A 12,936-nucleotide genomic window follows, 5' to 3' on the forward strand; every position below is an offset into this window, starting at 1 on the left:
AGGCGATGACAGAGCGCCGGGCCCGATCCATAGGGTCCGGCCAATTTTAAAGAAACTGCTTTTAAAATCCAAGAGACTAAATTCTTTTTCATAATTATGTAGCAGTAATTATTACCTCCGGGCTTTCCAGCCTGGAGTTTCTTTTTAGGGCAGGGGGCCGGGATGAAAGGCAGCAGGCAGTAGTGAAGGCAAAAGGCAAAGGCCCCGTCGCGGCAATATAAAATCCCGAAAATCGAAGACAAGCATATAAATTATTAGGCAGTATTTCTCCCCCTTCCACCGGTTGGCGGAGCCGGGGGGAGGCCTGAAACTTTGAACTATGAACTTAAAACTAGTTTTACTACTTATAACCTGTTTGCCTGTAACTATCTATAGCCAGGATCTAACCAGATATGTTCAACCGTTGGCCGGAACTGCCTCCTCCACAACAACTGCTGCACAAAAACACAGCGAAGCGGGTTCAGAAAAAAATGCCAATACCATTCCCGCAGTAGGCATGCCCTTCGGCATGACACAATGGACGCCCCAAACCCGGGCAACAGAAACGAAATGTATTCCCCCTTATTTTTATAAAGACAGTCTCATAAATGGCTTTCGCGGTACTCACTGGATCAGCGGTTCCTGTATGCAGGACTATGGCAGCGTAGCTATAATGCCCATTACGGGGCCATTAAAAACACAGAATTTTGCTACCCCCTTTTCGCATGACCAGGAAATTACCGCCCCTGATTATTATAAAGTAACATTACCCGCCTATGATTGCATCACGGAAATAACCGCCACTGCCCGTTGTGGCATGATGCAATTCACCCTGCAACACGATGATAGTTTATACCTGCTGGTTATCCCCAACAGTGACCGGGGCGAAAGTGCTGTGTATATCGATGCTGCAAAAGGTGAAGTGTGGGGCTATAATCCCGCCCATCGGATTTACCAGGGCTGGGGTAACAAAACCGGGTTTAGTGGATATTTCTATTTACAGTTTGAAAAAATACCGGTACATGCCGGTTCCTTCCAGGAAGGAAATATAATGGCGATTGACAGTGTGCGCAATCAAAAGAACAGCGGCGTGTTTGCCGGCTTTAAATTAAAAAAAGGTGAACAGCTGCGCATTCGCATAGGCACTTCTTTCAGCAGTGTGGCCGAAGCCAGAAAGAATTTACTGGCGGAGATCACCACCTGGAATTTTGCATCGGTTCAATCCAATGCTAAAAAAGCCTGGCAACAGGCATTATCGCAAATACAGGTGCAGGGCGATAATGAGAAGGATAAAAGGGTCTTTTATACCGCACTATATCACGCTTTTCAACATCCGCGCCTGTTCAGCGATGTAAGCGGCGCTTACCCTTCGTTTGCCAGCGGATTGCCTGTTCGTAAGTTAGCTAATGGGCAGTACTACGATGATTTTTCCATGTGGGATATTTATCGCGCTCAGTTACCCTTATTACAGATCTTACAACCGGAAAGGATAAATCAATTGGTATCGTCCCTGATCTTAAAAGGCCAGCAAGGCAGGTGGTTGCCAATTTTCCCCTGCTGGAACAGCTATACCGCCGCCATGGTGGGAGATCATGCTACTGCATTTATTGCATCGAGCTATACAAAAGGCATTCGTGGTTATGATGTAAACGAAGCGTACCGGCTGATGCGGCAAAACGCATTCGATATACCCAATAACGAAGATTATACCAACGGAAAAGGGCGCCGGGCCCTGCCCTCGTACCTGCAATATGGATATATACCTATGGAAGACAGTGTGCCCGAAGCCTTTCATAAAAAAGAACAGGTGAGCCGTACCCTGGAATATGCTTACGATGATTATGCGCTGTCCATGGTAGCCAAAGGACTGAATAAAACAGCAGATTATACGGCGCTTCACAAGCGGGCGCTTAATTATCGCAACGTGTTTGATAGCAGGGTAGCGCTGGTGCGCGGCAGATATGCCGATGGTCACTGGTATGAACCCTTTAATGCCGACAAACGCGAGCCCTATATTACGGAAGGAACACCGCGGCAGTATACGTTTTATGTTCCACAGGATGTGGCGGGGCTGGCCCGCCTGATGGGTAGCCATAAAGCACTGGAAACTGCACTGGACACTTTATTTGCCAAAAACGAATACTGGCATGGTAATGAACCCGGGCACCAGATCCCGTTTATGTATAATTACACCGCTGCGCCCTGGAAAACGCAACAGGTTGTACGGCAGATCCTGAACGAAGAATACAGCGATGGACCTGGCGGATTAAGCGGCAACGACGATGCCGGACAAATGAGCGCCTGGTATGTATTCGCGGCTATTGGCATGTACCCCCTCGATCCGGTTTCGGGTGAGCATTTACTTTGTTCACCAATCTTCGACAAAATTACCCTGCAATTACCCGGTAATAAAAAACTGCAGATCGTTTGCCACAAACAAGCATCAGGCGATAGCTATATTCAACAAACAAAACTGAATGGCAACCCCTATCAAAAGAATTACATCAACTATACCGAAATTATGAAGGGCGGCGTGCTGGATATTTATCTACAGGCGAAACCATCTGACTGGGGTAGCACCATAAATGCCAGGCCGGCTAATAAGTTTTAGATTCGCGGTCCCCTCCCGACCTTCCGCCAGCTGGCGGAGAGGAGTTTGGCAACCTCAAGATAAAACTTAAACGATCCTATTTCCGGCCTTGCTGGCATCTACCGTACTCCTCTGAGAGAGGGGGCACCTATTAACTTGTCAACGCTATCAACTCTATCAACTTCCCCCCTGCCTTTGTTAACAGAAATTTGGCTCAAAATCCTCCAATTGTCCCTATTTTCGCTACCATCAACAATACTATTCCTATGCGTTCCTTATTATGCTTGTGCCTGCTGGTTGTATTTGCAGGCGCCCAGGCCCAGGATGAATCCTTACCCGATCTCAGAAACAAAAGAGAAAGCTTTACAAAATATCCCAAAGGCGAGATCCGCGACGACCTGGCCACCTTTACCATTGGCGGCATCGACGAACGCCTGGGTAAAGACCCCTTACCGAAATTACCCGCCACCGACTACAATATGCACTCAATAACTTTTGAAGGCGACAAACAGAAAGTGGTTATCACCAGCGGCACCTTTGAGGCTTCCAAACACAAGTTGTTTTATTACTACGATAAGAAATACCTGGTAAAAATAGATGGTAAGCCTTACTATGGCGACTATGGCAGTATTCCAACCACTACTATTTCTTCGGTTAATGTTATCCTTAATGGTAAAGATACCGTTGCCATTCCGCCAGCTGCCTATGCCGATCTGTTCCACCCCGAGTTTACCTATTCAGAAGGCGGTACCATTAAAACCCATAATGCAGTGTACCTCTCAAAAGACAAGCACCGCATGTACATTTATATGGTAAATGCTGAAGCCATTGGTAAGTACGAAGTAACCTGGATTTTGCAGGATAATAAATATGTAGGACGTGTTGTTGACTCCGGCATCATGCGATAAAAGCAGCTTTTTTGCTGTGTGAATATGTGAATTTACCGCGGTTAACAGCCCTGGCTGTAGCGATATTTTAATAGGTGTAATCAACACATTGTCAGGTTAAAAGGGTAGTAAAAATCCGCCTGTAAAAATATTTTCTACCCGGGAACAATTTACGAACCACGAACACCGTTAGTATATCGGTTTTTCATAGGATATTGGATTTTTAACGGGCCTGGATTTCTATCCGGGCCTTCTTGTTTTTAACAGTTTCCTTCGGCTAAAAATGTAGATATTTAGCAACAATACGATCCGCCCCCAGGTAAATCTTCCGGACCCATACCAGTAAACTACAATCCGTACAGTGAGCATGGTTTTTTAGTATTAATAACAAAGGTTGCAAGTATGAATCTGATCGATTTTCTGCTACTGTTAATAGTAGCCTATGGTATGTGGGATGGCTGGCAAAAAGGTTTTATCGTGGAACTATTGTACCTGATGGGCCTTATTGTAAGCATTGCAGTAACCTTTTTATTTTATCCTTACCCTACTATTTTTATCAACAAATATATTCCTGCACTCGGCTCCTGGGCATTGCCGCTGGCTTTTATAATTACATATGTACTAATGCGGGTAATTACAAATGTGCTTATCAATAAAACATTGTACAGAATTCCGGTGGAGGCGCATGGCCGCTGGGATAACAAGATGCTGGGTTTAATACCCGGTTTTGTAAATGGTGTTACCCATGCAGTAATTGTGGCTGCCCTGTTGCTGGCCCTGCCCATCAGTAATAACATCTCCAACACAACCCGCCAAAGCCGCTTTGTAGTTATGTTGTCGGTGCCGGCCGAGTTGATAGAAACCAAATTATCGCTGGTATTTACTGAAGTGGAAAGAACCATGAACCGGTTAACGGTAAAGCCCGGTTCCAATGAAACGGTCATCCTTCCCTTTAAAGTGATGGCGCCGCCACCCCGGCCCGATCTGGAAACACTGATGTTGAGCTGGGTAAATGCCGAGCGGATAAAAGCGGGCTTGAATACCCTGAAACTGGATCGGGAATTAACCGAGGTTGGCCGCAAGCATTCGATCGATATGTTTCAACGAGGTTATTTTTCACACGTGTCGCCCGACGGGAAAGGACCCTTTGACCGCATGAAAGAGGATAGGGTGCAATTCACCAATGCCGGGGAGAACATTGCACTGGCGCCCACCTTGGATATTGCACATAATGGATTAATGCATTCGCCGGGGCACCGCGCTAACATCCTCCGGCCCGAATTTGGCCGTTTGGGTATTGGAATAGTAGATGGCGGTAAGTATGGGCTCATGATATCACAGGAATTCAGAAATTAGTTTACAGTTCATAGTTTACAGTTTACTGTTCGGGAATAACAGAGAACTCTGAACAGAGAACTGAGAGCAGTATTATTTCCCTCCAAAAAGCTTACTGATAATCCAAAATATCAACCCTATTACCAATACTACTAAGAATATCCCCCACCACATACCCGCTTTAAAAATGCCTTCAACAGCGGCGCAACCTGAATAAAACAAGGTCATCAGCAGAAAACATAAGCCGTAATATTTCTTTATCATAACACGAGATTTCAAGTATTAACTAAAACTATGTGCCGGTTATAATATGTTGACATTCATTTATTTGGTATTGCTTTTTGTGGAGTTATTTGCACAATATGCTAACATCTGGAAGTTGAATTAGTGATTAGGAAACGTCGAACTTTGAACTTTGAACTGGGAACTATGAGCTAAATTTGCGCATGCAAAAACCGGTTATTGTAATAAAGCTAGGCACGGCGGTGATAACGAATGAGGAGGGCGTAATCAGTCATACCATTATAAAGAAGGTGGCGTCGGAAGTTGCGGAGCTGTTTCATACGCATCGAGTAGTGTTGGTATCGAGTGGGGCCGTGGGCAGCGGAAAAGTATTTATTCAAAATTACAAGGGCAGTATTACTGAACGTAAGGCGGCAGCAGCCGTAGGCAATCCTTTGCTGATCCAATTATACCAGAAACAATTTTCCAAATTCGATATTCCGGTGGCGCAAGCGCTTTGCGAACGGCACCATTTCAGCAACCGGTTTCAGTTTGTTCAGTTAAAAGAAACCTTTGAAGCCTTTTGGCAGAACGGTATTTTACCTATTGTGAATGAAAACGACCTGGTAAGCAATGTGGAGCTTAAGTTCAGCGACAACGACGAGCTGGCCACCCTCATTGCCGTAGGTTTTGATGCAGAAACCCTGGTGATCTGTACTTCCGTGGGCGGTTTTATGGATGATGCCAAAAACATTATTCCCCGGGTAGAAAAGATCGACAACAAAGTGCTGGGTTATGTTCAAACCAGTAAAAGCAGTCTTGGTTTGGGTGGCATGACCTCCAAACTTACTTTTACCCGGCTCGCTACATCCCTGGGCATTCAGGTAATCATCTGCGGACTAAAAGGGTCAACGCCATTTGCCGATGCGTTGGCCGGTAAAAACGGAACTACCTTTGTATCGCAGGAATCGAATTTAAAGGCCCGCCAAAAATGGCTGGCCAGCGGTTCTATTACCCTCGGCACGCTGTCGGTTGATAAAGGCGCCGTCAGGGCCTTGCAACAACGCCGCAGTTTGTTAACTGTTGGAGTAACCAATGTGCAGGGAAAATTTGCAGCGGGTGAAGTAGTGCAGATAAAAGATGAAGAAGAAAGCATCATTGGCGTAGCCAAAGTAAAACTGGATGCCGGCGCTATCCGCGATGGCATTTCACAAAAGAATGTACTGGCGGCGCATGCCGACGATATTGTAATATTTTAATTGAGACCTGATGAGCAGTAGTGTACAACAATCGATAATCAAGACCTGGAAAGCCGCCATCAACCTGCGGCAGGCGACCGATAAACAACTGAAAGCTGTTTTATTACAACTGGCCGATGAACTGGAGAAGAACAGCGCGGCCATTATTAAAGCGAATAAGCTGGACGTAGAAAAGCAGGACCCCAACAATCCCAGGGTAGACAGGCTGTTGTTGAATAAGGAACGCATCGCGGGTATTGCCAACGCCATTCGCAATATCAGCAAGTTGCCTAACCCTGCCGGGAAAACGCTGGAAAAGCGCAAACTGGATAATGGGTTGTTACTGCATAAGATCGCAGTGCCCCTGGGTGTGGTGGGCGCTATTTATGAATCAAGACCCAACGTAACATACGATATTGCGGCGCTTTGCATCCGCAGCCAGAACGGTTGCGTGCTCAAAGGCAGCAGCGAAGCAGATAATTCAAACCAGGCCGCCATCCGCCTCATTAAAAAAGTACTGAAGGCAAATGACATCGATCCCGATTGTGTGACCCTGCTGCCCTCAGAGCGTGAAACCGTACAGGAATTATTTACCGCTACCAAATATGTAGATGTACTGATTCCCCGTGGTTCCGAATCGCTGATCCAGTTTGTAAGAAAGAACAGCCTGGTACCAGTGATTGAAACCGGCGCCGGCGTATGCCATGTGTATGTGGAGAAAGAAGCTTCCATTAAGAAAGCGGTAGATATTGTAGTAAATGCCAAGGTATCGCGCCCATCGGTGTGCAATGCCATGGATACGGTGATTGTTGATGAAGCTGTAGCGCCCGCTTTCCTGAAACAGTTGCAACCAAAGTTCAATGAGCACCAGGTAGAAATATTTGCCGATGCCAAATCGCATAAATTATTAAAAGGCTATCCTCATTTACAACAGGCCACTCCTGAAGATTTTGACCGGGAATTCCAAAGCCTGAAATGTGCAGTAAAGGTGGTGAAGAACATCGATGAAGCGCTGGACCACATTCGCGAACATTCTACCAAACACAGCGAAGCTATTGTGAGCAATAACAAAAAGAATTGCGCCCGCTTTTTACAGGAAGTAGATGCGGCCGCTGTGTACACCAATGCCAGCACCCGGTTTACCGATGGGGAAGAAATGGGCCTCGGCGCCGAAATCGGCATCTCCACCCAAAAATTGCATGCCCGCGGTCCTTTTGCTTTGGAGAAATTGGTTACTGAGAAGTGGTTGCTACAGGGTAATGGACAAGTTAGATAATATATTAATGAAAACAGCCTGGAGCTGTAACACGCGCCGCCCGGTTACTGGAAAAAAGCCAGTACAACATTTCAGAAATCGCCTACGAAGTTGGTTTCAACAATCCCAAATACTTCGCCCGCACTTTTAAGAAAGAATTCGGACTACTACCCTCAGAGTATGCACAAAAAGGGAAAGCATAGTTTGGGCCTTTTTCACTACTGCCTACTGCCTTTGATGTCCCGGTGCATAATCCCTGGCAGATTGATCCCCATGCAATTTCTTCTCCTGTCCTGGAGGTAAACGGTGATGTTTTCCATGATGGTGATCGTCATGGTCTTCATCCCGGTCGTCATCGTCATCATCATCGTGTTCGTGTTTATGATGCCGCCCTTTGTGGTCTTCCTCGTCATCGGACCCATGGTGGTCAGGAGTTTGCGATTGGGGAGTGGCAGGTTGCGGAGTTTCCGTGGGCGTGGAAGAGTTTTCTGTTGCCGTTTTATGTTTACAGCTGCTTCCAATCAGTACAAGCAATGCCAGCACAAAATGTTTAGCGTTCATTTTCTTAGGGTATTGAATTTTGAGAAGGCAAGTATAGTATTAATTATTTTATAATACAATTATCGGGTTCCAGGTTTCAAGATACAGGTTGCAGGGATGGCGTCGAAAAAGCCTTGTAACCTGAAACCTGAAACAGACTTTTATATCTTGTCAGTAGCCTATTCACAACAGAAGATGGCGTGGTCGTAAGAATTGACCAGCCCCAGGCAGGCGGAGCCCCGGCAATGTAAAACTGCAGGTGGTGAACGATAACATCATTCACGTTACCGCCGCTGCCGGTGATTCCTTTTCTGCAGCCCCCGGTTTAATGACCAATGTTCAAAAACGTTATCCCGAATAGAAGCTGGAAGAACAGGGCGATTGGCTGGTGTTACAAACCGCCAGTTTGCGGGCTGCTACCGTTCAATATGTTGGAGAACAGCAGGCTTTAACCATGAAGTAAACATTTTAGTACCCAGAAAAGCACATTTTACTACCCTCATATTTTATAGCAACCGGTATTTTAGCTACCTGAAATTCTTTTAAAAGGGGCGCCTGATAACACCCCTGTTGCTGAACGATTGCTAGCCATTGCCTTTTCCATTTCCAGGTTGTTCGGGAGTACCGGGCAACCTGGAATTTTTTTAGGCCATCCTGGAAAATATACGATTGGATCGACCCGAAAATCCCGTATTTCCCGAAAACTATCTTATTCCTTGCAATGCAGACAGTTATCGGCAGAAAATGCCCGTTCTCCACAATAAAATGTTAAAAGAACAGTTGTTAGTTTGGTGGTGAGACATAATTAAATAATGCTTGTTGCGTTTAAGCATAAGTATAGGTTAAACCAGGGGCGATCTTGTAGGGCCGGATACTGTCAAAACCCGGGAACTAAGTATTATTCTTACTTATACGTACTTAATTATTAGTAACGCGCGTTATATATATTACGCATTGAATAATATGGAACATGTGCAAAGCGACAATCAATGCCCCGTGGCTACAGAACCAGAGCGTTCATCGATTTTCAAATTACATTAATCAATAACTGAGATGGCATATACCCCGTCTTCGACCCGTTACGATTCCATGACGTACAATCGTTGCGGCAACAGCGGCTTATTGTTACCGGCTTTGTCGCTCGGGTTATGGCATAATTTCGGCGGAGTAGACGATTTCAAAAAAGCACGCCATATAGTTAGGCATGCATTTGACAAAGGCATTACCCACTTTGACCTGGCGAATAACTACGGGCCACCGCCCGGATCAGCCGAGGAGAATTTTGGGACTATGTTGAAGAAAGATTTCTCGGGTTACCTGCGCGATGAGTTGATCATTTCATCAAAGGCAGGATACCTGATGTGGCCGGGACCTTACGGCAATTGGGGATCGAGAAAATACCTGATGGCAAGCCTCGATCAAAGTTTGAAACGGATGCGGTTGAACTATGTTGACATTTTTTACTCGCACCGGCCAGACCCTGATACACCGCTGGAAGAAACGATGATGGCACTGCATGATATAGTAAAAAGTGGAAAGGCTTTATATGCAGGCATCTCTAACTATCCGGCAGCAGAAGCAAAAAGAGCGTTTGAGATTTTGAAAAAGGCAGGCACCCCCTGTTTGATTCATCAGCCGAAATATTCGATGTTTGAAAGATGGGTGGAAGGCGGTTTGCTCGATGTGCTGGAAGAATACGGTGTAGGTTGTATTCCGTTCTCCCCACTGGCGCAGGGCATGTTAACCGACAGGTATTTAAAAGGTATACCAGAAGATTCAAGAGCATCAAAAGAACATGGCTTTTTAAAGGCGAATGAAATAACGCCCGAGAGAATTGAACGAATAAAAAAGCTGAATGAAATAGCGAGACGCCGTAACCAGTCGCTGGCGCAAATGGCCTTAAGCTGGTTGCTGAAAGACAAACGGGTAACAACTGTATTGATCGGCGTAAGCTCATCGGAGCAGTTGGATAATAACCTGGCCTGTCTTGCCAACCGGCAGTTCTCATCTGCAGAACTTAGTGAGATTGAATTGATATTGAAGGGATAAAATGCAGATATGAATGCAAAATATTTTGCTAAACGGTATGCAACATATAACTATAGTAAAAGGTTTTAGAACGCTTAGACAAAACAAAATTTAGTATTATATTGCACCGTTCGTAAAAGCTACCTATAGATTTTTCCTGTAATGCAATGTGTGCGCGGCTTTTAATTGAAACAGCAACAGTACCATTTCTGTTCAAGGTAAAGCAGGTTAGCATAAAACATGTTACAGCTATAGGGAACCGTATAACCCCGCCAACCCAACAACCGCATGGAATAACCGCCGAGGTATTCTTTTGCTGCTGGCGAGTTATATAGACAATCTGGTCAGTAGTTTTTACATGGGTCTGATATCTTATTTAGTAGCTACTTATCCATACACCTGAAATGAAAAAGACTATCCTGCATTTGTTGATCATGCATGGGATTTTAACCCAGGCGCTTGCACAGGGAAGTGCAACCTCCCAATTAGGGGCCGCTAATGACCATTCCACGCTGTGGGGGTCTTATTCAGCGAACGAGCGTGTTAATAATATTAAGACCAAGATCCCGCTGCCAGGTTTACTGGGTCAGCAGGGACTGGGAAATAATACTACCGGCACCGCTGCCCATGTTAAAGCATTTGAATCTTATATAGAACGGGTAACCATCGATGCTAAAGCCTCAGGTGATTTCACCATGCAGGTGTTTAGTAAAGGCCTGCAGCCTAATGAAACCATCGAGATGCAGGTATTCGATCCTACCGGTAAAGCGTTAGGCGAACCTTCTCAGGTTACTGCCACGGAGAATGCTGAAATAAAAAAGCAGTTCTCTCTGATCAGGACATGGAACCCTGAGAACCCGCACATGTATCAAATCGTATTAACATTAAAGGACGCCACTGGACAAGTTATTTACACTTTTTATAAAAAATTCGGTTTCAGATCAGTTGAGTCAAAGGCTGATGGTATTTATGTAAACGGTACGAAAGTTATCTTCAAAGGGATGAACTGTCGCAGTGCCAACCTGGGCAACTACAGAACATCTGAAGAAGCTTACCTGGCCGACATCAATATCATGAAAGACCTGAACATGAACGCCGTTCGGTTGTCATACTATCCTGTTGACCCATTGTACTTCGACCTGTGTGATTCGATTGGTTTGTTTGTAATCAGTGAATTGCCTGGTTCTGATAAAAGAATGGTGAAGGATATCGTATTCAGCGGTCTTAACCACCCTTCAGTGATCTGTTGGTCAACCGGGCCCGACCTGGCCGCCAACAAAGAACTGGATAAGGAATTTTCTACTTACGACGTACAAAACCGCTATGTTATCCATCCGGTAAGTAAAGATAAAAAGAGCTCCGACTTCAATACAGTTGCCAACTCTATCTTATACGGTACTGAAGCATTCACTCCTGTTGAAATCGGTAACGGTATCTTCAACGGTGGCCGTGCAGCCGGTTTGGATGAGTTCTGGACTGAAATGAGCAAATCGAATAAATTCTCCGGTAGCTTCCTGGCCACATACAAAGACGACAACGGTATTGAATCAGCCAGCGGCTTCGATCCCAAATCAAAAGATAAATGGGCGAGCTATTATGCTATCAAAGAAATCTGGTCACCATTGGCTTTCAATATCAGTCAGCTCCCTGCCAGCTGGAATGGTGTTATCAATATTGAGAACAAATTCCTGTATACCAACCTGAGCAGGTTGAAGTTCAACTGGAAGCTGGTATTGTTCCCCAAAGCAACTCAGAAAACGCTGGATCCACTGGTGGTTGAACAAGGTACTTTAGCATCACCTTACACCGGACCTGGTGAAAAAGCTGATCTGAAATTCACTTTCCAGAACCAGTTCACTGTATGTGATGCCCTGCAACTGCAGGTACTGGATGCACGCGATAAAGAAATATATACCTACACTTTCCAGATCCGCAAACCTGTGGATGTGGTGGCAACCAGCCCCGAAGTAGCTTCTATCTCTACCATTATGCGTACAGAAGAAACAGACTTCCTGTCACTGGTATGCGATGGTATCAACTATATCTTCGATAAAAAGACCGGCAACCTTACCAAAGTATATGTTGGTAAACGTGACCTGGCATTTACCGGTCCTTTCCTGGCAGGTATTCACAGCGGTTATACCCTGGCCGACTTCAAACATCTGGTAAAAGACAACACCCACACCGTGGAGGTTTCTTATAAAGGCGAGAGTAATTTATGGGTTAAATGGACATTCCACACCGGTGAATTGCCTCGTATGGAATACTCATACTCTATGAAACCCGTTGGCGAATATCAGGGTATCACTTTCAAATATCCTGAAGATAAGATCACTGGTATGAAGTGGATGGGCCGCGGTCCTTTCCAGGTTTGGAAAAACCGTCAGAAAGGACAACAAATAGGTGTGTGGGAAAGATCGAACAAGAGCAATGTGAACAATGCTGAATATAAAGGGTACCATTCCGACGTATACTGGGTACAGTACCAGACAAACATGGGTAACTTCACCCTGTATACCGATCAGCCAAATTTGTACCTGCAATTGTTCAGCCCATTGAAACAGGGCGCCCTGTTGAATGAATTCGCTTCAGCTCCGTTCCCGGATAATGGTAACATCGGCTTTATGAACCAGATCAGTGGTTTGAGCACTAAACCTGCTGACGCTGCTCCGGGTAACAAGAGCCTGAAGAGCGCTAATGACTCATACAGCGGTTCACTTTATTTCGATTTCAGATGGTAATGTAGCACTACTAAAGAATATACCTGAAGAGTGGCCCTGATAGCATCGGGGCCACTTTTATTTTGTACCCGCCCTCCGCGTGTCGCTGTAGCTTTAGCGGGGCGCAAGCTTTAGGAAAGGA

General features: G+C 45.4%; 9 protein-coding genes and 1 pseudogene. 8 read left to right on the forward strand and 2 right to left on the reverse strand.

Features of this window, described 5'->3' with window-relative positions:
* The first annotated feature begins 319 nt into the window (after positions 1–319).
* The 3 genes from NIAKO_RS35875 (at position 320) to NIAKO_RS35885 (ending at position 4,812) form a co-directional block, all read left to right on the forward strand.
* Entirely contained in the window at positions 320–2,590 is a 2,271-nt protein-coding gene (locus NIAKO_RS35875) for a GH92 family glycosyl hydrolase (RefSeq protein WP_041347684.1), read from the forward strand.
* Positions 2,591–2,835: 245 nt separating this feature from the next.
* Positions 2,836–3,477 (forward strand): hypothetical protein, encoded by a 642-nt coding sequence (locus NIAKO_RS35880; RefSeq protein WP_014223420.1) that lies wholly within the window; start codon positions 2,836–2,838, stop codon positions 3,475–3,477.
* 381 nt (positions 3,478–3,858) lie between these two features.
* Positions 3,859–4,812 (forward strand): CvpA family protein, encoded by a 954-nt coding sequence (locus tag NIAKO_RS35885; protein ID WP_014223421.1) that lies wholly within the window; start codon positions 3,859–3,861, stop codon positions 4,810–4,812.
* A 72-nt stretch (positions 4,813–4,884) separates the two neighbouring features.
* On the opposite strand, the gene NIAKO_RS39040 is transcribed toward NIAKO_RS35885, so the two are convergent.
* A complete protein-coding gene (locus tag NIAKO_RS39040; RefSeq protein WP_014223422.1) occupies positions 4,885–5,055 on the reverse strand; it encodes a hypothetical protein in 171 nt (56 codons plus the stop codon).
* Positions 5,056–5,237: 182 nt separating this feature from the next.
* Between NIAKO_RS39040 and proB the strand changes: the two genes are divergently transcribed.
* From proB to NIAKO_RS39905, 3 genes and pseudogenes are all read left to right on the forward strand, one after another.
* On the forward strand, positions 5,238–6,272 hold the full coding sequence (gene proB, locus NIAKO_RS35890) for a glutamate 5-kinase (RefSeq protein ID WP_014223423.1): 1,035 nt from the start codon (positions 5,238–5,240) through the stop codon (positions 6,270–6,272).
* A gap of 10 nt (positions 6,273–6,282) precedes the next feature.
* Entirely contained in the window at positions 6,283–7,527 is a 1,245-nt protein-coding gene (locus tag NIAKO_RS35895; RefSeq protein WP_014223424.1) for a glutamate-5-semialdehyde dehydrogenase, read from the forward strand.
* Positions 7,528–7,568: 41 nt separating this feature from the next.
* Positions 7,569–7,709, forward strand: a pseudogene (locus tag NIAKO_RS39905) (helix-turn-helix domain-containing protein); the annotation flags it as partial.
* Between the two features lie 22 nt (positions 7,710–7,731).
* Here NIAKO_RS39905 and NIAKO_RS35900 read toward each other — a convergent pair.
* On the reverse strand, positions 7,732–8,067 hold the full coding sequence (locus tag NIAKO_RS35900; protein ID WP_014223425.1) for a hypothetical protein: 336 nt from the start codon (positions 8,065–8,067) through the stop codon (positions 7,732–7,734).
* A gap of 1,032 nt (positions 8,068–9,099) precedes the next feature.
* Here NIAKO_RS35900 and mgrA point away from each other — a divergent pair.
* Positions 9,100–10,095 carry an L-glyceraldehyde 3-phosphate reductase gene (mgrA, locus tag NIAKO_RS35910; protein WP_014223426.1) on the forward strand — a complete coding sequence of 332 codons (996 nt, stop codon included), beginning with the start codon at positions 9,100–9,102 and terminating at the stop codon, positions 10,093–10,095.
* Positions 10,096–10,478: 383 nt separating this feature from the next.
* Entirely contained in the window at positions 10,479–12,815 is a 2,337-nt protein-coding gene (locus NIAKO_RS35915) for a glycoside hydrolase family 2 TIM barrel-domain containing protein (RefSeq protein ID WP_014223427.1), read from the forward strand.
* Positions 12,816–12,936 lie beyond the last annotated feature (121 nt).

It is taken from the genome of Niastella koreensis GR20-10 (genome assembly GCF_000246855.1).
Taxonomy (GTDB): Bacteria; Bacteroidota; Bacteroidia; order Chitinophagales; family Chitinophagaceae; genus Niastella; species Niastella koreensis.

Excerpts from the sequence above, each read along its gene's own strand:
- NIAKO_RS35875 (WP_041347684.1), top strand. The coding sequence starts at position 320 with ATGAACTTAAAACTAGTTTTACTACTTATAACCTGTTTGCCTGTAACT.
- NIAKO_RS35880 (WP_014223420.1), top strand. The coding sequence starts at position 2,836 with ATGCGTTCCTTATTATGCTTGTGCCTGCTGGTTGTATTTGCAGGCGCC.
- NIAKO_RS35885 (WP_014223421.1), top strand. The coding sequence starts at position 3,859 with ATGAATCTGATCGATTTTCTGCTACTGTTAATAGTAGCCTATGGTATG.
- NIAKO_RS39040 (WP_014223422.1), bottom strand. The coding sequence starts at position 5,055 with ATGATAAAGAAATATTACGGCTTATGTTTTCTGCTGATGACCTTGTTT.
- proB (WP_014223423.1), top strand. The coding sequence starts at position 5,238 with ATGCAAAAACCGGTTATTGTAATAAAGCTAGGCACGGCGGTGATAACG.
- NIAKO_RS35895 (WP_014223424.1), top strand. The coding sequence starts at position 6,283 with ATGAGCAGTAGTGTACAACAATCGATAATCAAGACCTGGAAAGCCGCC.
- NIAKO_RS35900 (WP_014223425.1), bottom strand. The coding sequence starts at position 8,067 with ATGAACGCTAAACATTTTGTGCTGGCATTGCTTGTACTGATTGGAAGC.
- mgrA (WP_014223426.1), top strand. The coding sequence starts at position 9,100 with ATGGCATATACCCCGTCTTCGACCCGTTACGATTCCATGACGTACAAT.
- NIAKO_RS35915 (WP_014223427.1), top strand. The coding sequence starts at position 10,479 with ATGAAAAAGACTATCCTGCATTTGTTGATCATGCATGGGATTTTAACC.